Below are 23749 nucleotides of genomic sequence, written 5' to 3'. Positions count from 1 at the left end.
ACAAGATTGCTTATTTCGTATTTGCTGGTACAGCTTTGCCCCGGCCCCGTTCGCTGCGGGCGATCGTCCATGACTGACGCAGCGCATGCCAGATACTGTTGTCGGAGTATGCCAGCACATTGGTTTCATAGAGTTTCGCCGCTAGCCAGGTGAAGACGATCAGAAAGGCCGTGCTGATGGCCAGCGCGATCACGGCCTCGCCGCTGCTGACCTGGCCCACCGCCAACCGGGAGGGCATCATCATCGGCGACAGGAACGGGATGTAACTCATGATGCTCATCAGCGGCGTGCTGCCGTTGGCGGACATCAGGGAGGCCAGATACCCGATCAAGGACAGCATCACCACCGGCATGGAGGCCTGGCCAGCCTGTTCCTGACTGGCTACCAGGGACCCCAGCAGTGCAGACAGCACAGTGTAGCTGAGAATTCCGACAATGAAGAAGCCCAGGGTCACCGCCAGGAAGCTGCCGTCCAGCATTGACCAATCCACCTGACTGACGATTCCGCGAATCGTTTGATTATTGCGGCCCACCAGCAAGGCAATACCGGTCGCAATGCCGTACAGAATGATTTGAACAACCATCAATGCCATGATCCCTAATATTTTACCAATAAATTGGGCCCGTGCGCTAATCGCCGCAAGAATCATTTCTTCGATCCGACTGCCCTTCTCCGTGGCGATCTCTTGAGCGGTCATAGATCCGTAGCTGAGCAGGAAGCCGTAGAACAGCACGCTGATCGCCATGGCCAGGAAATACTTTGCCCCCTCGTCGGCGCCGCCCTTGGTGCTCATCTTGCCGCTATCCGAGAACGTCACGCTCCGGGTGGTCACCGTGGGCGGCGTGAGCAGCTTGGTCAGCTGAGCGCCGGTCAAGTGCAGTTCGCCGGCCACGGCCGCCGTATTCAGCTGGCTCAGATCCGCCGTCAGCGTGTTTTTGCTGACGTCTTGGCCGCCTTGGCGGCTGATATACCGGCTGGTGTACGGCGTTTGGGCATTGACGGTGAGGACCCCGTCAATTTTCTTATCCCGCAGCGCTTTCTGGGCCGCGGCTTGACTGCCGTATGTCCGATACTTCACTGAATCGCTGGACTGTTTGCTTAGCCCTTGTTGAATCGGTTGCGCGGCGACCACGCCGACTTCAGCCGGGGCCGTCGTACTGCTGACGTAATACCCGATCCCGAACATGATCAGACCGAGAACCAGCGGCGACAGGACGATAGACCACCAGGTACCGCTCTTCAGATTTTTGCGAAAGACTTGGTTGAAAACAATTTTGACTGCGTTCATGCCGATGCACCTGCTTTCAGTTTGAAAATTTCATCCAATGTCGGCGGCTGCTGACTGAATTCCGGTAAATACCCCTTCGCCGTGGCGGCTTCGAACAACGCCCGACCCGCGGCCGGATCGCTCAAGGTCAGCGTGTAGCGCGTGCCCTGCTGGAGCACCTTGGCGACCCCGGGGAAGGCTTCTAATTCGGCGTCGCTCAGCGGCGGCTGTTCCAAATAGACCTTCGTCCGGCCAAATTGCTGGCGAATCTCGCTGACTTTGCCGTTCAGCACAGTCTCACCATTGCGCAGCATGACAAGATGATCAGAGACTTCCTCCACGTTGCTCATATCATGACTGGAGAAAATAATGGCCGATCCGTTCTCCTTGAGCAAACGGATCCCATCTTCCAACAGGCCCGCATTCACCGGATCCAATCCAGAGAATGGCTCATCGAGAATCAACAGTTTGGGCATGTGGATCAAAGTAGCAATCAGCTGAATCTTTTGCTGATTCCCCTTCGACAGATCTTTGACTTTATCAGTTTTCTTCCCCTTAACTTGGAACTGGTCCATCCACTCGTCTAACCGCGATAGGGCATCGGCCCGGGAGAGGCCGTGGAGCTGGGCAAAGAAAACGATCTGGTCGGCCACCTTCATCTTCGGGTACAAGCCCCGCTCTTCCGGCAGATAACCGATGAACGCCCGGTCTTGGTTGGCGATGGGCCGACCATTCCACAGCACCGCCCCATTATCCGGATGGAGAAAGTTCAGAATCATTCGGAACGTCGTCGTCTTCCCCGCGCCGTTTTGGCCGATCAGACCCATGATCGTCCCCGGCGCGACGCTGAACGTTTCGTTATGGACAGCGGTTTGACCGCCGAATGTTTTGGTTAATCCCTGCAATTCCAGCATTGCACTCACCTCTACTGTTCATAGTGTTTATACTGTACATATTACAATATATACAGTATAGGCAATTAGGAGAAAAGTCAAGGGAAATCTCTCGGAAAATTTTGAATTTTATTTCCCGGAAGATTTCCCTTTTCAGGATCGATCTTCAATCCAACTTTTTTGGTAGCCGCTGCAGCCTGCATCAAGATAGATCAGCTGGATTGGTACCCAGTCCAGTACATCTGCGTGTAGAACATCGCAGGCACTTTCGTAGAAACCGCAACGCCATGCACCAATGGAAGCTTCACCGTTTTTGACGATCAGTACATTGGCAGCACTCATATCCGGCATGTCAACGCTGAAATTCTGTGTCGGTTCACGTTGTTCCAAAAGACTCAATGGACGCCGACCAGATTCATCACGCCGAGATTGTTTGAAGATCGAAGTACCAACTGCAACTTGATCTTGCTGTGCCGGTGTAATACGCTGCTGCTCGCCAAAACGAACATGTTTCCGATAACCGCCGCGTTTCTTTTCTGTTGGCTTTTTCCCAATCTTGAGCTGAGTCAAAGGTTCAGCTGTATCAGAAAAGAGACTGAGGATCACTGGTTCACTGCTTTGTTCATTCCTATTTTGCTGCTTCATTGTCAAAACTTCCTTCGTTTATTTATTTGTACACATGTATCGTACATCCGCGGAAGTTGTGCTGAAGCAACTGAATTACAAAATTATTTTCTCTCGGTCAAAGCCTGAACCAGTGCGTTAAGCCGATCTAAGGTGTTGGTATCGTGAGATTGCTGCGCCCGTTCCAGATTGACAGCAAGGCAGGCTACAAAGCGAGCACTTTCGCGCACTGGATAGTCCGGAAAGGCCGCAACGATGGTTGAATCCAACGGCTGGTCCGGAATGGTATCAGTTGACCGACTGCTGTTGTCGGTGGTACTGAGCAGCGCAGGAACGGGACTATCAATATCAATTGGCGTACCGGTAGCCGGTTCTGGCTGATCGCCGATATCCAGCACATACTCCTCCCCGTCATCAGTATCACTGTCTTTTTGGGTGAAGACTGAACGATAATGAGCCGCTAACGTAACTGGATCGTCCGAAAAGTCTGGCGTATTCAAAAACTCCTGATATCCCGCGAAGCGATCTGGCTCAGCCAGTACCATTACCTGATAGATGCGCTCAGCAGTGATCTGCCCTACAGGATCTCTCAGTTCAGCAGCAATTTTTTGACGCAGCTTTTCTAACTTCAATTCAAAGCACTCCCTCGGTTGATTTTCTTTGTCTCCTAAAACTTAGCACATAGTACCTTAGGCGAAAGCAACTGAACATAAAAAGGCAAGCAGTTTCCTGCTTGCCAATGAGAGAGTCAAACATTCATCAGATCAATGCGGTTAGTTTTGATCTGCGCGGTACATCCAGAAGAACTCATAACTACGAGTTCCTGAGTCGAAGCCAACAGCAACGCCATAAGAACCAGAACCCGTTACCTTAGCAATGGCATCAAGGTTGAACATGTTAACCCAGTCCTCGTTGAAATAGTTCTTAAAATGGCTGTACGTATCCTGATCGATGTCCGTTTGCTGGTAAGGCGTAACAACAACGCCATAGGGATGTAACGCCCCGATACTAGCGTATTGCTGAACCTGGTTCTGCAAAGTAGACGAATGACGCAAAGCAGGTAATCCATGGGTAGAACGATAGTCATCCATAGTTTGGTAAGCCCATTGCTGAAGAGTGGAAAGACTTAACGTTTGAGCATTGATTTGGTCGTAAGGTACGTCGATAGAGTCCCATCCGGTTTTTTTAATCGTACCGGTAATTGTGCCGGTATCTGAAGGCTTGTAATCAGCATTCGTGCCGTTAAAGGTCCAATTAATTTTATCCGGCAATTTAACTGTAAAGGTAGAGCCAACTTTGCCGGTGACCATATATCCAGCAGCGATGAAGCTGTATTTATACAGTGAATTTACTGGCATGATCATCACGCCACCTTCGCCAGCGGGCAAATCGGGATTTTTGTGATACAGAGCGTCGTCTACTGACAAAGGCTCAACTTTTGCAGTACCACTTGTCTCTGATCCACCCTGTGAACCAGATCCTGTGGTCGAAGAGCCTCCCTGTGAATCGGATCCAGTAGAACCAGATCCTGTCGTGCTACCAGTAGATGAGCCCTGATTGCCAGAAGTATTCCCAGTGTTTGTTCCCGTTGAAGAACCGCCGCCAGTCGTGGAACCTGATCCAGAGCCAGTACCACCGTTACCGTTAGTTGAACTGCCTTGATCACCAGTATTAATGGTCGGGGCATTTTGACCATAAGTCTTTGGACCACGGGTGTAATCGTCCATCAAAATTGCGTACTTGCTATCCAGCCACTGATTGCCTCCCAAGTTGTACCACGTGTGGCCATTAACAACTGCCCGGCTCAGCAAACGCCAGTATGTACCATGTTTCAGGTATTTATTTAATGCCCCTGTACCACCGGCATTCTTCCAAATCATGATGCCGTAGCCTGGTACATAATTGATCTTGACAACACCCTTCATGGCTTGGGTGGAGTATTCATTATTTAGATCCAGATAATTGCCGGCAATATACTGATTGCCACCGAGATTAAAATAAATATTGCCGTCATCAGCTTGGACCGCTTTGTACGTTGCCCAGCGACTCCCAGCGGTCAACTTGCGACCCGCATAAGCCTTGTTTGATCCGTAGCCATTCCACAGTGCAATCCCGTATGGCTTGACATAGTTCACTGTGCCAACATAAGGAGCAGCTGCATGAATACTCCCGACCTGTCCAGCCGCGGCAATACCAGCAAAAACTGCCGCAACAAATAAAGCACCCTTAAACTTTTTCACTATGATTCCTCCCCAAACAATATGTTTGCAAGTGGTCTCGCGCTTACATAACTAATATACACCACCAAATGTTGACGGACGCGCTGATTTTCAGGTTTTTTCAACCTGCCAGCACGACTGTATCTTACCGGTCACGAGTCACTCCGTTTTTGTCTGACGCTTTCGTATAACTCTCAAAACTGGACACCAATATTTCGGGCGTCTGCAAAATCATCCCCGTCATGACGTCCCAAGCAGCTTTCATCGCCGCATCCGGCAGTTGATCATACAGTTGCGCTAACGTATCAAACAATCGGTGGATGTAGCGTGTCAACTCGGGATCGATTGTTTCATCCGTCACCGCCGGATAGCCAATATTCGTGTCCCAGATATCCGCTAATTGCTTGACTTGGTGATAAGTCATGGCCTCCCAGGCAAAGGTGTGGTTAGTAATTTGGCCCATGACTTCTGGCATCCACGCCTTGAGCTTATCGACTTCTTCAAGCGTCAGCTGATTTGTCATGAGGTCTTTCGCCTTGTCCAACCCATCAAAGTCTGACCGTCTCATATAGCTGTACATCGTCATTCCCCCATGTGTTTAACGATATGGTAGCACCTTTTTTTCCGGTGCAAGGGCACGGTAGCAATTAATTGGCAAAAAATTTTGCAGATTTTCCGAGTAGTACTCAGACCCCAGCAATAACAGGCAAATGCTGTAGAATAGAAGTGACGGATGACGGCAGTCGAATCGTTTTTCTCCACAAAAAAAGCCCCTGACACATCATCGAAATCATGTGTCAGGGGATCACTATGCCGGTGGCAGGAGTCGAACCTGTACTCGGTGTAAACCGAACAGCGACCTGAACGCTGCGCGTCTGCCAATTCCGCCACACCGGCAAGCAACGTTAAATATATTATCAGGAAAAGGGCGGCTTGCCAAGTCCTTTTCTGCAGAAAGGCGAATTATTTTGCAAAAAAGATTGATTACGGAACAACTGGCCCGGCGCGTCGTACGGCCGCGGGCGCGGGATACGTATAAGGGCAGTTTCGGCCACGTTCTGGTGGTCGGCGGTAACGACCAGTATGGCGGTGCCGGGATCATGAGCGCCGGAGCGGCTGTTCATGCCGGCGCGGGCTTGGTGACTTTGGCTACCCGGCCGGTGAATTTCACGCCCCTGCATACCCGCTACCCTGAAGTGATGGCCATTGACTATACGGACCACAAAATGCTGGCGGAACTGATCACCGGCGCGACGGTGGTCGTCATCGGTCCTGGTCTTGGCACCGATCAAGAATCAGCGGAGACCCTGGAATTTACGCTGACCCACGTGACTGACCAGCAAACGGTCGTCATCGACGGATCGGCGCTGACCCTGCTCGCCGCCAAGAAGAAAATTGAGTGGCCCGCCAGCCATATCATTCTGACACCCCACGAGATGGAATTTGCCCGGCTCAGCAAGCTCAAGATTGCGGCCCAAACGCCGGAGGCAATTCAGTCCTATATGAACACATTGCCGACAGGAACGATTCTTGTCCACAAAAGTGCCCGGACAACGTTGTACACCCCGGGAAGTCAGGACTATTGGCAGAATACGACCGGCAATCCCGGCCAAGCCACCGGCGGTACTGGCGATACACTGACAGGGATCATCGCAGCATTTGCTGCCCAATTCGGCTGGTCAGAAGAAGCGATTGCAGCGGCGGTGTTCACGCATTCGGCGGTGGCCGACCAATTAGCCGAGACTGAGTATGTCACCCTGCCGACAATGGTGATCGATCACGTGTCGGTGTATATGCGCCGGTTAAGCCAATCATAGGCTGCGGGGCAGTACAGAAAAATCCCTGACTGAGCGGCTAATGCCATGCGGTCAGGGATTTGTTCCACTATTCAGTCTTCATACTGGCAATCATCTTCATTGCCGTCTCCGCACTGTGCGCCTGAACTTGATAGACCTTGTTTCCGACTTGCCATGTGAACTTCTGGTTCAAGGCCGCGAAACTGGTCCCCACTTCTAATTCAGCTGCACCCCGGGCATCCGGCAGTGCGTATTGATTCGCCCACGTAACGATTTGCTTCCCTGTCGCCACGGGATCTTCTCCGTTCACTGCCGCCGCATGAACGAGGAACGACCACTGGCCCTTGTTCCAATGCAAGTACCGTTGACCAGCGCCAGCATCGATCGTGCCGGTAACGCCGCTGCCGAGATCAGTCGTGGGCAAACCGGCGGCGTTTTGCTGATAATTCACCTGACCAGCGGCCGCGTCATTATTCGCATAGGTTGTTTCGGTCAATGTGGCATAGGGATATTCGTTTTGCAGCGAGGCCGCGTTGAACGCTTCTGCCTGATCGCCGACACTGTAGTAGATGGTCTTGCTGGTATCGGTTTGGGCATAGCGGATATTCAGATGATCACTGCCGGCACCGAGCCCATCGGCTTGGGGCAGCGGCATTTTACCCAAAACATCCGTCAACTTTTTGTTTAACTCAGCGATCCGGGTCGTGGCGGCTTGGACTTGGTCAGTACTGGTTGACGAGGAAGCGCTGGCTTCTGAACTCGAGCTTTCAGCTTCTGATTTCTTGCTGACTTGACTAGCACTGGCGCTGCTGGATTCTTTGGCTTGGCTGGCCGGTTTCTGGCAACCGCCCAGCAGAGCGGTCAAAACCAGGGCAAATGCCGCAATTTGTTTGATGCGCATGGTAAAGTCCCCTTTCAAAACGCGCTTTGTCGGCCTGACCCAAATGAATTCGCTTTTAGGGCTTGGCAAAGCAGTGATTATCTGATAACATATTAATGTTGCATGCCGGTGTGGCGGAATTGGCAGACGCGCAGCGTTCAGGTCGCTGTTCGGTTTACACCGAGTACAGGTTCGACTCCTGCCACCGGCACTCGCACGGAGAACTGCATTATTGCAGTTCTTTTTTTGTGTTGCTTGCAGAAAGCGCTGACAGGAGGAATGGGTCATGAACTTCAACTTGAGCCCCAGAGAAATTGCGATTCTGCGCTACCTGGCTGGTGTCTTCGTTGGCTTTGTATTCTTTATCTTAATGGGCTATGCCGGCTGGCAGCTGCTGCAATCCACGGCCATTGTTGCCTTCTCAGTCGCGGTTGCCGCCTTGATCCCCAATTTATTCAAGCTGAGAAAAAAGTAGCCTGCAGCCTAAAACTTATCCCACTCATCACCCAGCAGGTCTTTCTTCTTCCGATCATACTCATCTTGGGTAATCGCGCCATCATCCAGCAGCTGCTTATACGCCTTGATCTTGGCGATGGTATCTGCCTCTTTTTCCTGGGCCTGCTGCTTTTCCGCCTGTTCGGCGGCCGCCTCAGCCTTTTGCCGTTGCAAATACCAATAGACTGCACCGGCAATGACGGCCAGAGCGACGACGACGTACCAATATTGAACCACCAGGGCGATGATCAACAGGACCCCGAACGCGCCCCAACAACCTAATTCACCTGAACTCTGCCGCACGACTGGCCACCCGCCTTTCCCTATACCATAATTTTAGCACAGTCCCCGATCAGCCACAGAAAACGCCTCCGTAGATTTTTTTATCCGCGGAGGCGCCTTTTTTATTTTCTCACCAACTGAGCCGCGGTCATCATGGCGGTCAACTCATCAGGATGGAGCGGCCGCACCGCGCCGGGCAGCAGGTCATCTGTCAAAACCAGCGGGCCGAATTGGGTCCGCTCCAGCGACTGCACTTCTTTACCCACCGCGCCGAACATCCGCTTCACCTGGTGGAACTTGCCCTCATGCACGGTTACCTGGGCGTGCTGACCGGGTAACGGCACTAAGGCCGCTGGCGCGGCGGTGAAGTCTTTCAGGTGAATACCGGTCGCGAACTGGCGGACATCCGCCGGGGTCACCGGGGCATCTAACCCGGCCACATAGACTTTATTCACGTGCCACTTAGGACTGAGCAGCCGGTGACTTAATTCGCCGTCGTTGGTCAGCAGCAACAGCCCGGTGGTGTCCTTGTCCAGCCGGCCCACCGGGGCAATATCCGGCCGATAGAGTTCATCCGGAAGCAAGCCCATCACGGTGGTTGCCTTGGCATCCTTGGTGGCCGTAATCACGTCCGCCGGTTTATTCATCACATAATACACATATTGAGTGTACACCAATGGTTCAGCACCCAAGGCCACCTGATCTTGATCGGGGTCCACCTTGGTTTTCGGATCTGTCACGGTGGTGCCATTGAGGGTCACACTGCCCCCGCGGAGCAATTTTTTCACTTCCGCCCGACTGCCCAGTTGCAGGTGGGCCAGAAACTTATCGATACGCATCATTTGATATGCAGCCTCCTTCGAATACCCGCGACGCGGGCGCCCAGCAGCCGATCAGCAACCCGGAAGCGGAGCACCAGATAACCGTAGACCGCGGCGCCAAGGCCGGCGGCCAGCAATAATTCGACCATCGCTAACATCCGATCCCGGGCGGGGAAAACGATATTCATTAAGAAAACAGCCAGCGTGACAACGGCAAACATGATCGTGGCATAAACGAGAATCTGCGTGGTGCCGCGAATGAGATCACCCATGCGGAAGCGGAAATCACGGTACAGCAGCGCAATCATGAACCCGCAGCTGACCAGGAAGCCAATACCCGTGGTCGCCAGAGGGCCGAAGACGCCAAAGTAGTAAACAAAGGAATACTGCAGCGTAATTTTAAATATCGCACCATACAGCAGGTAGCGAATCGCCTGTTTATTCAGGTAGACGCCCTGCAAGATCGCCGCCAGCACCGTGAAGAGCCCCATGATGATGGCGATGTACGAATTGAACTGCAAGACCATTGTGCCCATCGCGTCGTACTTATAAAACACCGTGTTCAGCGGCTGAGCCACCGCGGCCATGCCCAACGAGCTGGGCAGCATGACAAAGAAAAACAGCTCCAAGGTGTTGTTGATCTGCTCCCGCACACTCTTCATGTCGTTACGGGCCTGGGCTGCGGACAGCAGCGGCACCACGGTCAGCGCCATGGACGCCGCCAATGAGACAATGATCATCACCAATTTATTACTGTTGAACCCGAATAATTGGAAGAAATAATCATTTTGGTCCCGGGTCAATTTATAGAACATATCCATGAACGGGTTGAACGTATACTGATCAAAAAATTGATACAACGTGATACTGGCATCCAAAATAATGAACGGGGCCGCCTGCCGAATGATATCCGTAATGATCTGGCGGGTCGACACGGTCAGGCTCTGATCACTTTGCGCAATAGCCGCGTTCATCCGAGGAATCTGGCGCATGTATAAATACACCAAATACACCAGGCCGGCAGCCGCTCCGATGAAGGCCGCAAAGGTGGACTGGGACACGGCATCAATATAATTGCCGCCCATCACTTTCATGATGGCAAAGGTGGCGCCTAGAATGTAGACCAGGCGGGCAACTTGTTCCAGCAGTTGAGAAATCGCACTGGGGGCCATTTCAGCAAAACCTTGGAAGTACCCGCGCAAAATACTCAGCGGCGGAATCAAGAGCAGCGGCCAGCTCAGTGAGCGGATAATGGGGATCATCCGCGGGTCCCCTGCCGCCAGGACCGGCGCCCCGAGGTACATCACCCCCGCAGTCACGACCCCCATGCCGCCCATCAGCATCAATCCCTGATAGAACAGCCGCCGGGATATTCCGTACTCGTTCAATGAGTTATAGTGCGAAATCTGTTTTGAAATCGCCCCGGGGATCCCCACCGTTGAAATAATCAGGAACAAACTATAAATATTGTAGCCGCGCCCAAACAACGCGTTGGCTGAATGATAATGGGTGCCCATCCAGATGCCCCAAGGGATCACATAAATTGCCCCGAGGACCCGGGAGATGATACTGCCGGCCGTCATCCAGGCGGAACCGACCAAGAGGGACTTTCGGTCCGAATTCGCGTCCTGCTTCGGTTTAGTCCGGACATCCGGCTGTTTTTCTTCAGACATCATTACCAATTCTCCTTCACCGTCAATAAACCGCAATGCCCTTATTTTACCCAAGATTGGGAACGCTGACTAGTCAGGCAAAAAAATAACACGCCCCAAGAGGACGTGTTACCTGGATCCGTCGTTATTTCACAACAATATTAACGATTTTGTTAGGAATGGTGATCACTTTGCGCACAGTGCCGTCACCGATGAACTTCTGCACGTGCTCGTTGGCCAGCGCTTGCTTCTCCAGTTCATCCTTCGGTGTATCCCGGGCAACGCTGAACTTGCCGCGCATCTTGCCATTGACTTGGACGATGATCTCCGCCGTATCCTCAGTCAATTGGCTGGGATCGTACTTCGGCCAGGGAGCCAGCTGAACGGAAGTGTCATGGCCCAGTTTTTGCCACAACTCTTCGGCCATATGCGGCGCGATCGGTGCCAGTAATTGGACAAAGCCCTCCACATAAGCCACCGGCAGATCATCCACCTTCTGGGCTTCATTGACGAAGACCATCAGTTGCGAAATCCCGGTGTTATAGTGCAGCGCACCGAAATCATCGCTGACTTTCTTCACGGTCTGGTTATAGATCTTAGTCAAGCGGCCGTCATTGATGGTCGTGATCCGATCCCGCAGCTTGTCGTCGTCATCGATGAACAGGCGCCATACCCGGTCTAAGAACTTCTTGGCCCCATGCATACCGTCTTCGCTCCACGGTGTAGAAGCTTCTAGCGGACCCATGAAGAGTTCCATTAAGCGGAAGGAATCGGCGCCGTATTCCCGAATGACATCATCGGGGTTAACGACGTTGCCCTTGGACTTGGACATCTTCTCGTGCCCGGCACCCAGGATCAAGCCCTGGTTAACCAACCGCTGGAACGGTTCCTTGGTGGGTACGACACCGATGTCGTAGAGGAACTTGTGCCAGAAGCGGGCATACAGCAAGTGCCGCGTGGCGTGTTCCGCGCCGCCGATGTAGAGATCCACCGGCAGCCAGCGCTTCAATTTGTCAAAGTCGGCCAAAGCTTCGTTGTTATGGGGATCGATGTAGCGCAGGAAGTACCAGGAAGACCCCGCCCATTGGGGCATTGTGTTGGTTTCTCGCTTGCCCTTGCGGCCATCGGGGCCGACCACGTTCACCCAATCCGTTAAGTTAGCCAAGGGTCCTTCCGGTTTGCCGGAGGGTTTGATATTTGTCGCCGGCGGCAGGCGTAAGGGCAGCTCTTTTTCTGGTACGAGTGACGTTGTCCCGTCTTCCCAATGGATCACGGGAATCGGTTCGCCCCAATAGCGCTGCCGGGAAAAGACCCAGTCCTGCATGTGGTAGGACACTTTGCGGTCCCCGACGTGGTGGGCTTCCAACCAGCTGATCATCCGCGCCATGGCTTCTTTTTTATGCAGCCCATCCAAGAAACCAGAGTTGATGTGGGCACCGTCGCCGGTGAAGGCTTCTTCGGCGACATTGCCGCCTTCCAGAACGGGAATGATCGGCAGGTCATGGGCTTTAGCAAAGGCGTAGTCTCGGTCATCGTGAGCCGGTACGGACATGATTGCCCCAGTACCGTAGGCCGCCAAAACATAATCAGCGATCCAGATTGGCAGCTTCTTGCCATTAACCGGATTGATGGCGTAAGCGCCGGTGAAGACACCAGTCTTTTCCTTGTTCAATTCCGTCCGTTCCAGCTCGCTCTTCCGTTCAGTGGCTAAAACGTAAGCATCCACGGCGGCCTTTTGTTCCGGCGTGGTGATCTCTTTGATCAATTCCGATTCCGGGGCCAAAACGGTATAGGTCGCGCCGAACAGGGTGTCCGGCCGGGTGGTGAAAACATCGAAGGTTTTATCCGAATCAGCGATCTTGAAGGTTACTTGGGCCCCTTCAGACCGGCCGATCCAGTTGCGCTGCTGTTCCTTGATGTTTTCCGGCCAATCCAGATCATCCAAATCAGCCAACAGGCGGTCGGCATAGGCGGTGATCTTCAGCATCCACTGACGCATCGGCCGGCGGTAGACGGGATAGCCGCCCCGCTCCGTCTTGCCGTTTTCAATATCCTCGTTAGCCACGACAGTACCCAGATCCGGGCTCCAGTTAACCGGCACTTCCGCCTCATAGGCCAAGCCCTTTTTGTACAACTGTTCAAAGATCCACTGAGTCCACTTGTAGTAATTGGGATCCGTCGTGTTGATTTCCCGGTCCCAGTCAAAGGACAGGCCCATGGAATTCATCTGGCGCTTGAACGTTTGAATATTATGCTCCGTAAACGTGGCCGGATCATGACCCGTCTTAATGGCATATTCTTCGGCCGGCAGGCCAAAGGCGTCCCAGCCCATGGGATGCAGAACGTTAAAACCCTGGGCCCGTTTCATGCGGGCAATCGCATCGGTGCCCAGGTAGCCGTGGGGATGACCCACGTGCAGACCTTGGCCGGACGGGTACGGAAACATATCCAGGACATAATATTTCGGCTTATTGGGGTCCTCTGTCGTCTTGAAAGTATGATGTTCCGCCCAATAATGCTGCCATTTTTTCTCGACGGTACGGTGATTGTACGCCATGTTTGTCTTTCCTCCTCAAATGTATAAAAAAAGCCCCACGAAACTATGCAGTTCCATAGGACGGTTAAACCCGCGGTGCCACCTATTATTCGTCTTGCGACGCACTCAAGGGGATAACGCACCCAGCGGTCCAACCTACTATCAGTTCAGTTGCACGGCAAGTCTAACCAGTTCACCGGGGCCAAGGCAACTGCTCGCATCCACCGCAGTCTCTCTGAAGCGCTCTTGCCGGTTACTCATTTAGACGCCTTTAGCTTGAATCAATTGCTCCCACAATACCATAGGCTGGTATGGGATACAAGGTCTAACGGACTTTTAATGTCTGCCCCACCAAAATTAAGTTAGACTGCAACTCATTGACGGACTTCAACGTATCGGTGGACATCTGGTACTTGGCCGCGATACTGGCGATGGACTCACCAGCAGTCACGGTGTGGGTATGATCGTAAGTCACCGGCTGCTGCTTGGCCGCGGCCGGCTGAGCTTGACTGGTCTGTTGGGTCGGTTCAGTGGGAACGTATTGTTCCTTCACTTTTAACACCTGACCTGGAAAGATCAGCATCGTTTGCGCATCCAGATTATTGAGAGAAACGATCTGACTCGCGCTCACGCCGTATTGGGCGGCAATGCCGTCCACGGAATCACCGGCTTTGACGGTGTATGTGGTCACGACCAGCTTGCCGGCCGGCCGATCATAATCGGTCAGATGGTAGCGGTCGATCAGGGTGTTCAAATGGGTATTGTAATCTGTGGCGGTAGCGTAGCGGCCGGTCAGAAACTGCGTGGCATCCTGATAGGTGGCGGCATTTTGCTTATGGGCCCCCGTATACATCGGCTGCTTCAGCAGATTGACGTAATCCTGCAGCGATTGGGTGTAATTATCATACTGGCGAAAACCGGCCTGGATCGTATACCGTTTGCCAGTACCGTCGTCTTCCTGGGTCGCCATGCTCACGGACTGGCCGTTGAAGCTGCCCTTGATACCAAAGAGATTGTAGTTCGGCGCGGCGGCTAACCCGCTTTGGCCCCAGCTGCTTTCCAGAATTGCCTGGGCAATCATGACCGATGCGTACAAGTCATTCTTTGCGGCCAAATCCCGTGCGGAGTCGCCAATCGTTTTGATAAACTGGGTATGCGACTCGTCCGTATTAGTGAATACCGTCGCCTGCGGCGGGGCAGAAACGCTTTGCCCAGTGGCCTGGGCACGACCGTGAACAGCCCCTAAAATGCCCACACCCAAACTGGATACAGCCGCGACTGTGCCCGTCCCGGCCAATAATTGTTTGCGGCGTAACTGCTTCTTGGCGCGCTTCAATCCTTGAATTCGTGCAACTCGACTTGCCACTATTACCCACCCTTGATTTTTATGACGTAATTTCTCAGCTGTTTCTATTATAATGGACTCAATGCCCGCTGTGGAGTAAAAGTTCGAAAGGATGTTTATATTTAATGAATGCGCAACACCGAGCGATATGGCTGACCATCTTGAATTACGCGGTATTTATCGTCCTGCTGATTGGCGTCGCCACCCATGCTGGTTTTATCACTGTGATCGACCATGCCGGTCAGCAGTTAGCGAACCGGGTAACGAATCCGACCATGACCAAGATCATGCTGACCATCACCCAGTCGGCGAATCCTTTGAGTTTGATCGCCGTTACCGCTTTGATCATTATCCTATTGATCAGTACCCGCCAGTGGCGCTGGGGTCTTTTCGTCGGTTTAGCCGGCGGTGCTGCCAGTCTGCTCAACCTGATCATCAAATTGATCATTCAGCGGGCCCGGCCGACGCTGCCCCACCTCATTGAACAGGGCGGCTACAGCTTCCCCAGCGGTCATTCGGACAGCAGCATCGCTATTTACGGCGCACTGATCCTATTTCTGCTGGTCACCCAGCGCTCCCGCTGGTGGCGGACCACCGCGGTGATTTTACTCACCGCCTTCATCCTGTCGATCGGGTTCTCCCGCATCTACGTCCATGTCCACTTCCCCACCGACGTCTTAGCCGGCTGGTTCTTGGGCTGGGGCCACATCTGCGTATTATGGCTGATTGCCCGGCGAACCTGGCTTAAGAATTCTCTTGCTGGGCGGCAGAGCGCCGGGCGTGGGCGGTCTTAGTCCCCGCTGCCCGGGAGCGCAGTTTGTCCGGTACATCAAAGAGATTGCACAGCAGCGCAATGGCAATGATGCCGATCCCGACGATATACACGCCGTGCAGCCCGCTGTAGAGAATGTTGCGCAGCGTCGGCAGCAGATGAGCCGGTAATTGGGCCGCTGTTTGCGGATCAATCAGTTTGTTGAGCATATCCGTCGTTAAGCCCGCATGACCGGCGACACCTTGGGCAAAATGGGTGTTCAAAACGATCCCGAAGACGGAGACCATCAAGGTTTGACCCAGCGTCCGGCTCAGCGTATTGAAGGACGTGGCCACGCCGATTTCAGATTGCGCCACGGAGTTCTGGACAGTGACGGTGGTGATCGTGATGATCAAGCCGAAAGCCAAACCCAGCCAGCCGGCAATCACTAGGAACGCGACGAAGGGTGTGGTCACTGGTACGATGGCCAACGCAGTGGCGCCGACCAGCAGCCAGGCCAAGGCAATCGTCAGCAGATGCTTCGGACTCCACTTCACCAGCAAATGACCAGCCAAAAACGAGCCAATGATCCACATCAAAGAGCTGGGCGTGACGGCAAAGCCGCCCATGGATGCCGGCAAACCCAGAATACCCTGCATCCACATCGGCATGTAGGATTCGAAGCCGATCAGAAAGCCGGACACCAGGGCCGCGACACTATTTTGGATCACAAAGGACCGATTTTTGAAAAGGGCCAGATCGATCACCGGATCGCTGGCCTTTTTTTCGAGGCGAATAAAGGCGACTAACCCGACAACCGAGAGAACCAACGCGGCAAAGGCGATGGGCCGCGAGCCGGCATCGGTGAGCAGCTGCAAGCCGATCATCAAGGCAAACAACGTCACCAGCAGGCTGAACACGCCGGGGTAGTCGATCTGCACGGCCCTGGTCTGCTTTTCTTCAAAGAAGAAGAACTGCACTAAGGCAATGGTGATCAGTCCCACCGGCAGATTGATAAAGAAGATCCAGTGCCAGGACAACCGCTCCACGATAAAGCCGCCCAAAAGCGGCGCGATGACCGACGCGATGCCCCAGGCCGAGCCGTTGAAGCCCAGCACCTTAGCCCGCTTTTCAATTGGATAAATATCCGCGATGATGGTGAACGTGACCGGCATGATGGCGCCGGCCCCAATCCCCTGCAAAGCTCGGAAAGCAATCAGCTGGATCATATTCTGGGCCAACCCGGCCAAGCAGGAGCCGACAATAAAAATCACCAGTCCCACTTCCAACACCGGTTTGCGTCCAATGGCATCGGCCAGTTTACCATACACCGGCGTAACCATCGCGTTGGTCAGCAGATAGATCGAAAAGACCCAGTTCATCAATTCCACCCCATGCAGACTGCCGATGATCGTCGGCATCGCCGTGGAGACAATGGTCCCTTCGATGGCGGTCATGAATGTGGCGACGAAGATAGCCGCAGTCGTGACCGCGACGTTTGTTTGCTTTTTAGTCATTATTTTGACGATTCCCCCTATATATTCTTTGTATGTCAGTTTTTCAGCAGCGCCCACTTCGTTTAGAGAACCGAGTGCCAATGCGCAGCAAGCGGAGCATTGGCACGGCGAAGCAGAGCACATTTCTAGCCGCCCCTGCGGAAACGGGCTCAGGCGGCCAGAAGCTAGGGCGTAAGGCAGAGCGGGCAAAAACCTAAGGGCGCTCTGCCTTACGCCTACGCTTCTGAACGGCCGCCTGAGCCCTCTGGGCACAAAAAAGACGACCCCCACAGAAAAAAACTCTGTGTTTGGTCGCCTCTTAAAACTCGCCGGTTACTGAATTAGTTATTGCCAGGCAATAATTTCTTCAACGCAGGCACTTTATCCAAATGCTCCCACGGTAAATCGACATCTGTACGTCCAAAATGACCATAAGCCGCGGTCTGCTTGTAAATCGGCCGCTGCAAGTCCAGCATCTTGATGATGCCGGCTGGTCGTAAATCAAAATTATCCCGGATGGCCTGCACGATCGCGTCCTCCGGCACCGTATTGGTCCCAAAGGTATTCACCGCCAAGGAGACCGGCTCGGCCACCCCGATAGCATACGCAATCTGCAGTTCGATCTGATGGGCCAATCCGGCTGCCACAACATTTTTTGCAATATAACGAGCGGCGTAACTAGCCGAGCGGTCCACTTTCGTCGGATCCTTCCCAGAGAACGCCCCACCGCCATGGCGAGCCGCTCCGCCGTAAGTATCGACGATGATCTTCCGGCCGGTTAACCCAGAATCCCCCTGGGGGCCGCCAATCACAAAGCGGCCCGTGGGATTGATCAGAATGCGGGTATTTCCGTCCAAATACTTGGCCGGAATCACGGGCAAAATGATATGCTCCGTCACGTCTTCAGTGATTTGGTCCAGTGTCGCATCAGGATCGTGCTGCGTGCTCAAAACGATGGTATGGACCCGGGCGGGCTTGCCGTCGGTGCCGTATTCCACAGTCACCTGGGCCTTGGCATCCGGACGCAGGTAAGGGATGATCCCCTGCTTGCGTACTTGCGCCGTCCGCCGCATCAGTTTGTGCGCCAGCTCGATGGGCAGCGGCATATATTCCGGTGTCTCATCGGTGGCATACCCAAACATCATGCCCTGGTCGCCAGCGCCAATTTTGTCCAGCGGATCCGTATCCTGCTCCCGCGCTTCCAGAGAATCGTTGACTCCCTGGGCAATATCCGGCGATTGCTCGTCAATGGCGGAAAGCACTGCCACACTGTCGCCGTCAAAACCGATCCGATTATCGGTATAGCCGATGTCCTTGATCGTTTGGCGAACGATGTGTTGAATATCCACGTAAGCCGTGGTTGAAATTTCTCCCGTCACGAGCACTAAGCCCGTGGAGACGACCGTTTCGGCCGCCACCCGCGCCTGCGGGTCTTGGGTCAGAATCGCATCCAGGATCGCGTCGCTGATCTGGTCAGCGATCTTGTCCGGATGGCCTTCGGAGACAGACTCCGAAGTGAATAAGCATTTTTCCATGGTTTCCCCCTCTTCGGTTACAAGGCACGGCCTTGGCCGTCACCTATCGGGAATTGTAACTTGCCAATATTAACACATTTACCAGCAAATACCAACAATCCAATTCGCCAGAGGCCGCCGACTACGGTATGATGGAAGGGAAGTTTTTAGAAAAGCAGGTGCCCGTTCCATGTCCGAAACAACAACCGAAAAATGGCTCCATCTAGCCGGCTGTGCCGGAGTGCTGTTGGCGGCGCCCTGGTTATTGGCTTGGCAGAATAACCACTTTGCCCGCTGGGGTGCTTTGACCCTGGTTTCTTTGGCGGCTATTGCCAACATTTTATACCAGGAATGGTTATTGCCCCGCCATCCTAAGACCAATCTGATCATTCTCTGGCTCGGACTCAATCTGGTGCTGGGGGTGCTCGCCGGGTTGACCAGCAACTGGTTCATGCCGGTGCTGGTGGTCCTGGCCGCTGTCCTCTGGCTCGCACCGCCGGTCCTCGCCCGCCGGCCGTTGGAACAGCAGCTGCTGCCGGTAATTGCTTACGGCTTGGCGCCATTCCTGCTCAGTATCGTCCTCTACACCGTGGCTGAGGGCGGGCTTTACCTGCCCGCATTGTTTTGGCCGCTGATCCTGCTCCTCAGTCTCGCTGCGAACGAAACGATGGCAGGCATCAGCAGCGGGCCGATTCGGCTCACGATCGCCGTGGCGACCTCAGCCGCGATTCTCGCCATCGGCCTCGCTTGGGCGCACCTGGCAATCTTAGCCTTAATTCTGCCCGTTCTAGCGACGCTGATCGGCATGATGCCCCAGGGTAAAACCTATTGGTCCGGCGGCATTCTAACCTTAGCCAGTGTGGTGTATTGCTTATTGATCCATTAATCGGCACTGTCCAGCCGCTGCTCGCCCTGCAGGGCCTGGATCGGATCGATATCCTGAGAGACTTCCAAGCAGCCCAAATACGTCCCCTCCGGCGACCGAATCGCAAAGTAGCGGATATACATGTAATGCCCCCGGAAATGGATCCAGAAATCAGCGTGATCCCGGGCGCCGCTATGGAAATCTTGGAGAATTTTTTCGACCTTGTCCACGCTCTTTGGCGGATGACAATTCACTACCAAACGGCCAATCACCGCGGTGGTCCGAGGAAAAACCCGGTCGGGATTATCGCTGAACCAGCGGACGGTATCTTGGGCATCCACGAAGGTCATCTCAAACGGCAACAGCCGCAAGATATTGGTCAGCTCGGCGAGGGTGAAACTGCCGGTGGGCAAAACCACTTGGACATTGCCGGCCGCGTCGGCAGTGATATGGGAAATAAAAGGTCCGGAGGCTGCTTGGCGCCGTTTGCGCCGAGGCGTCGGCGGATCTTTTTTCTTGGCCAGCATATCTTTCACGAACGCCGGCATTTCGCCGCCGCCGTGCAGTTGGGCCATCACCGCCGCCGTATCTGGCGCTGGCGGCGCGGCCGGCCGCGGCGCCTGGGCTGCCGCCAGCTCTTGGGCACTCTCATTCAACTGCTGGGCCAGCGCGGAGTTCCGTTTGGGGGCTGCCGCCAGTTCCGCCTCAGTCGGCTGCCAGGGCAGCGGCTCCGCAATCAGCGTATAGCCGATCGGCCCGCTCTCTGCAGCCACCGTTCCCCAATCCGCCGGGGTGAATATTTCCAGCACCATCGGCAGCAGAATCGCGTCTTCTTTGAAGATCATTTCGTCGACTTCTTTGGCCGCCTTTTGCACCGCTGCTTCAATGACATACTTATCCGGCAGCGGGTCCGTATTGACTAACTGATTAGCCTGTTTGATCAGCCCCCGGATCTCGTCATCCACGCCCCACATCACTTTGGGCGGCGCCGTGACGCCGAGTTTGTCCATGATGGGGAAAATCAGATTTTCCTTGCGGGCATAATGATGATCGATTGTGGCCAAATCTTTGAGGGCGTGGCGCAAATAGTCGTTATCGGCCCCGTCCTGGATCCATTTCTTCAATGTCGGCAGTAATTCATCGTTGAGTAACGACGCGAGGACCGTGTTCTCCAGCTTCATCACTTGGACGGGGTGGCCTGGAATCTGTTCCTCCGGGGTTTTGCTGTCGTTAGTAATCTTGCCCCGAAAAACTGCGGCATGCACGTTGCACAGGTTCTGAATCTCCATTGGGTTCAAGCCGCTGGCAATCAACTGGCGCTCCGCCGTGGTAATTTCCGCAACGTCCACACCGTCGAAGGAGTCGTCAAACATTTTCTTGGCTTCTTCAAAGGAACCGCCATGGTGCAGCAATTCCAGAATCTCGACGATCCGGTGCTGACGCCAGGCACTGTTATGTACAGGTAACGGGCTATTAGTCATTATCAACCACCTCATATCCCGCCTTCGCAAAGTCTTGCTTGACCTTGGCTAGGGAAATTTGCATCAACCGCGCGCCCTTGCGCAGATCGACGAAGTGGCCGACGGTATTGAGCACGGCCGGATCGGCGATGCGGGTGAACCCAATGTCCACCATAATGCCCACAATGTCGGGGTGGGCATGGACCAGGTCGTACACCGGCGTGGTCGCTTTGATTTGTATCATCCGCGTGATTCCTCTTTTCTGTTTGTCTCTATCGTATCAAAAGATGCCTCGGTACTGGGTACTAAAAAGGCCCATCTCATATAATTGAGATGGACCCGTATGATGGAGGCTACAGGGCTCGAACCTGTGACCCTCTGCTTGTAAGGCAGACGCTCTCCCAGCTGAGCTAAGCCTCCATGTCTTACCGACTTGAATTATTATACGGGAAAGACCAGGGGTTAGGCAAGCCTTTTTTTAAACAAAAACGACTTGACCTTAGGCAGCCTCCGCCCTCAAACAAAAAAGCAGCAAGACCTAATCCGCCTTGCTGCCGCATGTTCGTAATGGTCAGAATTTCTTGAGAGAGAAAATTCTGGAGATGAGAGATAGAGATGGGACTATTTGTCCGTTACTTTATTGTTGGCATCCTTCACCACCTTCATATTGTGGATGCTGATGTAGCCCAGCTTCTTAACAGCGCTGTCCTGGACTGCGGTGGATTGCATATATTTGATGTATGCTTTCGTTGCGCTGCTTGGTTTCTTAGTCGTATACATGTGCTCGTATGACCAGATCTTCCACTTGTTGGTAGTGACGTTGTCGTCCGTGGGCTTTACCCCGTCAATACTCAAGGCTTGGAGGTCATCCTTGAAGTAGGAGAAGGCCAGATAGCTGATGGCGCCCGGCGTCGTAGCGACGATCTTTTGGACCGTGCCGTTAGAATCCTGTTCCAAAGACTTCACTGCGGCCTTGCCGTCCATGACCGAGGCTTCAAACGTCGCCCGGGTACCAGATCCTTCGGCCCGGTTAACAACGGTGATCTTTTGATCCTTGCCGCCGACTTCTTTCCAGTTGGTGACTTTCCCGGTGAAGATATCGCGCAATTGGGCCATGGTCAGGTTGGTGACCCCGGCATCCTTGTTTGCGACCGGCCCCATGCCGACAACGGCCACTTGGTGGTCGACGACTTTAGAGGCATCGATCCCGCCCTTTTGTTCCGCGAAAATATCGGAATTACCGATGTCCACTGAGCCTTGGGCGATTTGGCCCAGACCAGTGCCGGAACCGCCGCCTTGAACATTGATCGTCACGCCAGGGTTCTTATCTTGAAAGTCCTTGGCTACAGCGTCCGCCAAGGGCTGCAACGCAGTGGAACCAACGGCCACGATTTTCCCCGACGTGGTACTCGTTTGTGTTGACCCTTTAGCCGTACTGGACTTTGTGGATGCGCTCTGACTCCCGCAGCCGGCCAGCAGACCAGCAACGGTCAGCGCGATCGCACTGATTAAAATACCCTTTTTCATTCTTCACACCTCATTGAGTTATTGTGTCATTTCTTAACAACTCTCAGTGTACAGGGTGTACTTCACGATATGTCCCGGTTTCAGTAAACAGCGTGTAAATTCAGCATAAAATTGTAAACACACCGTAAATTGGCGAATGTTCGGCAAAAGTTGTCATTGACAGCGGCCGCTGGATTCGGTATGCTGAACACAATTTAAGAACCTTTAACTGAGTCCAGAGAGGCTTAGAAGGTCGCGGTGCGCCGCACACAGACAGATCGACTAGGGTCGCCTTCTATCCACAACTGGGTAGCGGGCGACTTTTTTGTTTGCGCCCTGCTCTGTGTTAACGCCGCCAGCCGGACCTGGGTCCAATTTAAGAAAAGAAGGCAACCCATCAATGTTTATGAACTTTGTATCTGCCCACCAGGTTTCCCCCGCCGACGCGATGACGCTGATCGACCGCGCCGAGGCGTTCAAGAATGGCACCCCGGTGCCCGAACACGGCCCCGTGTATGCTGCTAATTTGTTTTTTGAGAATAGCACCCGGACCCGCACCAGCTTTGAAATGGCGGAGCGCAAACTGGGGCTGACGGTCATTCCTTTTGACCCGGCCCACTCGTCAGTGAGCAAGGGCGAGACCTTGAGCGACACGATCAAGACCTTGGCGGCCATCGGTGTGAACATCGCTGTCATGCGCCACCCCGCCGACGCCTACTACGAACCGCTGCTGGCTGCCAGCCCGACCTTGGCCATCGTCAACGCTGGCGACGGCGCTGGTCAGCATCCGTCGCAGATGATGCTGGACCTGATGACCATCCACGAGGAATTCGGCAGTTTTGCCGGCTTGAATGTCGGCATCGTCGGCGACCTGAGCCATTCCCGGGTCGCTCATTCCGACGCCGAGATGCTGACGAAGCTGGGGGCCAACGTCTTCTTCTCCGGTCCAGAGAAATATTTCTCACCGGAATACAAGCAATTTGGCCCGTTCCTGCCCCTTGCTGAACTCGTCAAGAAAGTCGACGTACTCAACGTGCTGCGGGTCCAACTGGAACGCTTCAACAGCGGCGAGACCGCTGAGTTCTCCCGCGCCGACTACCACGCCAAATACGGTATCACCGATGCCCTGGCCGCCACCATGAAGCCCCGGGCGATCATCATGCACCCAGCGCCGGTCAACCGCGACGTGGAACTCGCCTCCGACCTGGTAGAAGCCCCGCAATCCCGAATTTTCATGCAGATGCACAACGGCGTCTACATGCGCATGGCGATGCTCGAAGCCGTCATGCAGGCTCGCCAATTCGGTGCTGTCCCTGCCTCACAAGCCGCAACCGTAAGGAGATAACG

General features: G+C 53.9%; 22 protein-coding genes and 3 tRNA genes. 6 read left to right on the top strand and 19 right to left on the bottom strand.

The window, feature by feature from the left end; translation table 11 throughout:
* Positions 1 to 10: 10 nt before the first annotated feature.
* The 7 genes from FMM01_RS02805 to FMM01_RS02775 all read right to left on the bottom strand — a co-directional run bounded on the left by FMM01_RS02805 (position 11) and on the right by FMM01_RS02775 (position 5900).
* The gene (locus FMM01_RS02805; protein WP_150391614.1) at positions 11 to 1288 is read right to left on the bottom strand and encodes an ABC transporter permease; all 1278 of its coding nucleotides are present in this window, start codon (positions 1286 to 1288) and stop codon (positions 11 to 13) included.
* Positions 1285 to 2181, bottom strand: coding sequence for an ABC transporter ATP-binding protein (locus FMM01_RS02800; protein ID WP_150391613.1), 897 nt, complete (start codon positions 2179 to 2181; stop codon positions 1285 to 1287). The genes FMM01_RS02805 and FMM01_RS02800 overlap by 4 nt, the downstream gene beginning before the upstream one ends.
* A gap of 132 nt (positions 2182 to 2313) precedes the next feature.
* Complete coding sequence (locus FMM01_RS02795) at positions 2314 to 2805, bottom strand: hypothetical protein (protein WP_150391612.1); 492 nt, start codon at positions 2803 to 2805, stop codon at positions 2314 to 2316.
* An 83-nt stretch (positions 2806 to 2888) separates the two neighbouring features.
* Positions 2889 to 3416: a hypothetical protein gene (locus FMM01_RS02790; protein WP_150391611.1), complete on the bottom strand. Its 528-nt coding sequence runs from the start codon at positions 3414 to 3416 to the stop codon at positions 2889 to 2891.
* 141 nt (positions 3417 to 3557) lie between these two features.
* The gene (locus tag FMM01_RS02785; RefSeq protein ID WP_150391610.1) at positions 3558 to 5024 is read right to left on the bottom strand and encodes an SLAP domain-containing protein; all 1467 of its coding nucleotides are present in this window, start codon (positions 5022 to 5024) and stop codon (positions 3558 to 3560) included.
* Positions 5025 to 5148: 124 nt separating this feature from the next.
* Positions 5149 to 5571, bottom strand: a complete 423-nt coding sequence (locus FMM01_RS02780) for a hypothetical protein (protein ID WP_150391609.1) — start codon at positions 5569 to 5571, stop codon at positions 5149 to 5151.
* A gap of 243 nt (positions 5572 to 5814) precedes the next feature.
* A tRNA-Leu gene (locus tag FMM01_RS02775) sits at positions 5815 to 5900 on the bottom strand.
* A 71-nt stretch (positions 5901 to 5971) separates the two neighbouring features.
* On the opposite strand from FMM01_RS02775, the gene FMM01_RS02770 reads away from it, so the two are divergent.
* Positions 5972 to 6820 (top strand): NAD(P)H-hydrate dehydratase, encoded by an 849-nt coding sequence (locus FMM01_RS02770; protein WP_150391608.1) that lies wholly within the window; start codon positions 5972 to 5974, stop codon positions 6818 to 6820.
* Positions 6821 to 6887: 67 nt separating this feature from the next.
* On the opposite strand, the gene FMM01_RS02765 is transcribed toward FMM01_RS02770, so the two are convergent.
* A complete protein-coding gene (locus FMM01_RS02765; RefSeq protein ID WP_150391607.1) occupies positions 6888 to 7700 on the bottom strand; it encodes a hypothetical protein in 813 nt (270 codons plus the stop codon).
* A 104-nt stretch (positions 7701 to 7804) separates the two neighbouring features.
* Between FMM01_RS02765 and FMM01_RS02760 the strand changes: the two genes are divergently transcribed.
* Positions 7805 to 7890, top strand: a tRNA-Leu gene (locus tag FMM01_RS02760).
* Positions 7891 to 7965: 75 nt separating this feature from the next.
* Positions 7966 to 8154, top strand: coding sequence for a hypothetical protein (locus FMM01_RS02755; RefSeq protein ID WP_150391606.1), 189 nt, complete (start codon positions 7966 to 7968; stop codon positions 8152 to 8154).
* An 8-nt stretch (positions 8155 to 8162) separates the two neighbouring features.
* Here FMM01_RS02755 and FMM01_RS02750 read toward each other — a convergent pair whose 3' ends face one another.
* From FMM01_RS02750 to FMM01_RS02730, 5 genes are all read right to left on the bottom strand, one after another.
* Entirely contained in the window at positions 8163 to 8477 is a 315-nt protein-coding gene (locus tag FMM01_RS02750) for an SHOCT domain-containing protein (protein WP_223849997.1), read from the bottom strand.
* 101 nt (positions 8478 to 8578) lie between these two features.
* A complete protein-coding gene (locus tag FMM01_RS02745) occupies positions 8579 to 9298 on the bottom strand; it encodes a pseudouridine synthase (RefSeq protein WP_223849996.1) in 720 nt (239 codons plus the stop codon).
* Positions 9295 to 10953 (bottom strand): putative polysaccharide biosynthesis protein, encoded by a 1659-nt coding sequence (locus tag FMM01_RS02740; protein WP_223849995.1) that lies wholly within the window; start codon positions 10951 to 10953, stop codon positions 9295 to 9297. Before FMM01_RS02740 ends, FMM01_RS02745 begins: the two co-directional genes overlap by 4 nt.
* A 121-nt stretch (positions 10954 to 11074) precedes the next feature.
* A complete protein-coding gene (leuS, locus tag FMM01_RS02735) occupies positions 11075 to 13486 on the bottom strand; it encodes a leucine--tRNA ligase (RefSeq protein WP_027828970.1) in 2412 nt (803 codons plus the stop codon).
* A 304-nt stretch (positions 13487 to 13790) separates the two neighbouring features.
* The gene (locus FMM01_RS02730) at positions 13791 to 14831 is read right to left on the bottom strand and encodes a glucosaminidase domain-containing protein (RefSeq protein WP_146994987.1); all 1041 of its coding nucleotides are present in this window, start codon (positions 14829 to 14831) and stop codon (positions 13791 to 13793) included.
* Between the two features lie 104 nt (positions 14832 to 14935).
* Between FMM01_RS02730 and FMM01_RS02725 the strand changes: the two genes are divergently transcribed.
* Entirely contained in the window at positions 14936 to 15604 is a 669-nt protein-coding gene (locus FMM01_RS02725; RefSeq protein WP_051225365.1) for a phosphatase PAP2 family protein, read from the top strand.
* On the opposite strand, the gene FMM01_RS02720 is transcribed toward FMM01_RS02725, so the two are convergent.
* Entirely contained in the window at positions 15555 to 17078 is a 1524-nt protein-coding gene (locus FMM01_RS02720) for an MDR family MFS transporter (RefSeq protein WP_150391604.1), read from the bottom strand. The genes FMM01_RS02725 and FMM01_RS02720 overlap by 50 nt on opposite strands.
* A gap of 320 nt (positions 17079 to 17398) precedes the next feature.
* Positions 17399 to 18592: a methionine adenosyltransferase gene (gene metK / locus FMM01_RS02715; RefSeq protein ID WP_150391603.1), complete on the bottom strand. Its 1194-nt coding sequence runs from the start codon at positions 18590 to 18592 to the stop codon at positions 17399 to 17401.
* Between the two features lie 169 nt (positions 18593 to 18761).
* Here metK and FMM01_RS02710 point away from each other — a divergent pair, with 169 nt between their 5' ends.
* The gene (locus tag FMM01_RS02710) at positions 18762 to 19457 is read left to right on the top strand and encodes a hypothetical protein (protein WP_150391602.1); all 696 of its coding nucleotides are present in this window, start codon (positions 18762 to 18764) and stop codon (positions 19455 to 19457) included.
* On the opposite strand, the gene FMM01_RS02705 is transcribed toward FMM01_RS02710, so the two are convergent.
* The 4 genes from FMM01_RS02705 to FMM01_RS02690 form a co-directional block, all read right to left on the bottom strand.
* The gene (locus tag FMM01_RS02705; protein ID WP_150391601.1) at positions 19454 to 20917 is read right to left on the bottom strand and encodes a DUF438 domain-containing protein; all 1464 of its coding nucleotides are present in this window, start codon (positions 20915 to 20917) and stop codon (positions 19454 to 19456) included. The genes FMM01_RS02710 and FMM01_RS02705 overlap by 4 nt on opposite strands.
* On the bottom strand, positions 20910 to 21140 hold the full coding sequence (locus tag FMM01_RS02700; protein ID WP_150391600.1) for a DUF1858 domain-containing protein: 231 nt from the start codon (positions 21138 to 21140) through the stop codon (positions 20910 to 20912). The genes FMM01_RS02705 and FMM01_RS02700 overlap by 8 nt, the downstream gene beginning before the upstream one ends.
* A 103-nt stretch (positions 21141 to 21243) precedes the next feature.
* Positions 21244 to 21316: transfer RNA gene (locus FMM01_RS02695), tRNA-Val, on the bottom strand.
* A 201-nt stretch (positions 21317 to 21517) separates the two neighbouring features.
* A complete protein-coding gene (locus FMM01_RS02690; protein ID WP_063516207.1) occupies positions 21518 to 22423 on the bottom strand; it encodes a phosphate ABC transporter substrate-binding protein PstS family protein in 906 nt (301 codons plus the stop codon).
* A 379-nt stretch (positions 22424 to 22802) separates the two neighbouring features.
* Here FMM01_RS02690 and FMM01_RS02685 point away from each other — a divergent pair, with 379 nt between their 5' ends.
* Entirely contained in the window at positions 22803 to 23747 is a 945-nt protein-coding gene (locus tag FMM01_RS02685; RefSeq protein ID WP_027828977.1) for an aspartate carbamoyltransferase catalytic subunit, read from the top strand.
* Positions 23748 to 23749: the final 2 nt, after the last annotated feature.

It is taken from the genome of Schleiferilactobacillus harbinensis (assembly GCF_008694105.1).
Taxonomy (GTDB): domain Bacteria; phylum Bacillota; class Bacilli; order Lactobacillales; family Lactobacillaceae; genus Schleiferilactobacillus; species Schleiferilactobacillus harbinensis.
Note: the sequence above shows the minus strand (reverse complement) of the source record. Positions and strands in the feature narration are given on the sequence as shown.

Bases quoted from the DNA above. Each gene is read 5' to 3' on its own strand.
- FMM01_RS02800 (WP_150391613.1), bottom strand. From the start codon at position 2,181: ATGCTGGAATTGCAGGGATTAACCAAAACATTCGGCGGTCAAACCGCT.
- FMM01_RS02700 (WP_150391600.1), bottom strand. From the start codon at position 21,140: ATGATACAAATCAAAGCGACCACGCCGGTGTACGACCTGGTCCATGCC.
- FMM01_RS02740 (WP_223849995.1), bottom strand. From the start codon at position 10,953: ATGATGTCTGAAGAAAAACAGCCGGATGTCCGGACTAAACCGAAGCAG.
- FMM01_RS02795 (WP_150391612.1), bottom strand. From the start codon at position 2,805: ATGAAGCAGCAAAATAGGAATGAACAAAGCAGTGAACCAGTGATCCTC.
- FMM01_RS02805 (WP_150391614.1), bottom strand. From the start codon at position 1,288: ATGAACGCAGTCAAAATTGTTTTCAACCAAGTCTTTCGCAAAAATCTG.
- FMM01_RS02720 (WP_150391604.1), bottom strand. From the start codon at position 17,078: ATGACTAAAAAGCAAACAAACGTCGCGGTCACGACTGCGGCTATCTTC.
- FMM01_RS02765 (WP_150391607.1), bottom strand. From the start codon at position 7,700: ATGCGCATCAAACAAATTGCGGCATTTGCCCTGGTTTTGACCGCTCTG.
- FMM01_RS02745 (WP_223849996.1), bottom strand. From the start codon at position 9,298: ATGATGCGTATCGATAAGTTTCTGGCCCACCTGCAACTGGGCAGTCGG.
- FMM01_RS02725 (WP_051225365.1), top strand. From the start codon at position 14,936: ATGAATGCGCAACACCGAGCGATATGGCTGACCATCTTGAATTACGCG.
- FMM01_RS02710 (WP_150391602.1), top strand. From the start codon at position 18,762: ATGTCCGAAACAACAACCGAAAAATGGCTCCATCTAGCCGGCTGTGCC.
- leuS (WP_027828970.1), bottom strand. From the start codon at position 13,486: ATGGCGTACAATCACCGTACCGTCGAGAAAAAATGGCAGCATTATTGG.
- FMM01_RS02705 (WP_150391601.1), bottom strand. From the start codon at position 20,917: ATGACTAATAGCCCGTTACCTGTACATAACAGTGCCTGGCGTCAGCAC.
- metK (WP_150391603.1), bottom strand. From the start codon at position 18,592: ATGGAAAAATGCTTATTCACTTCGGAGTCTGTCTCCGAAGGCCATCCG.
- FMM01_RS02690 (WP_063516207.1), bottom strand. From the start codon at position 22,423: ATGAAAAAGGGTATTTTAATCAGTGCGATCGCGCTGACCGTTGCTGGT.
- FMM01_RS02685 (WP_027828977.1), top strand. From the start codon at position 22,803: ATGTTTATGAACTTTGTATCTGCCCACCAGGTTTCCCCCGCCGACGCG.
- FMM01_RS02755 (WP_150391606.1), top strand. From the start codon at position 7,966: ATGAACTTCAACTTGAGCCCCAGAGAAATTGCGATTCTGCGCTACCTG.
- FMM01_RS02780 (WP_150391609.1), bottom strand. From the start codon at position 5,571: ATGAGACGGTCAGACTTTGATGGGTTGGACAAGGCGAAAGACCTCATG.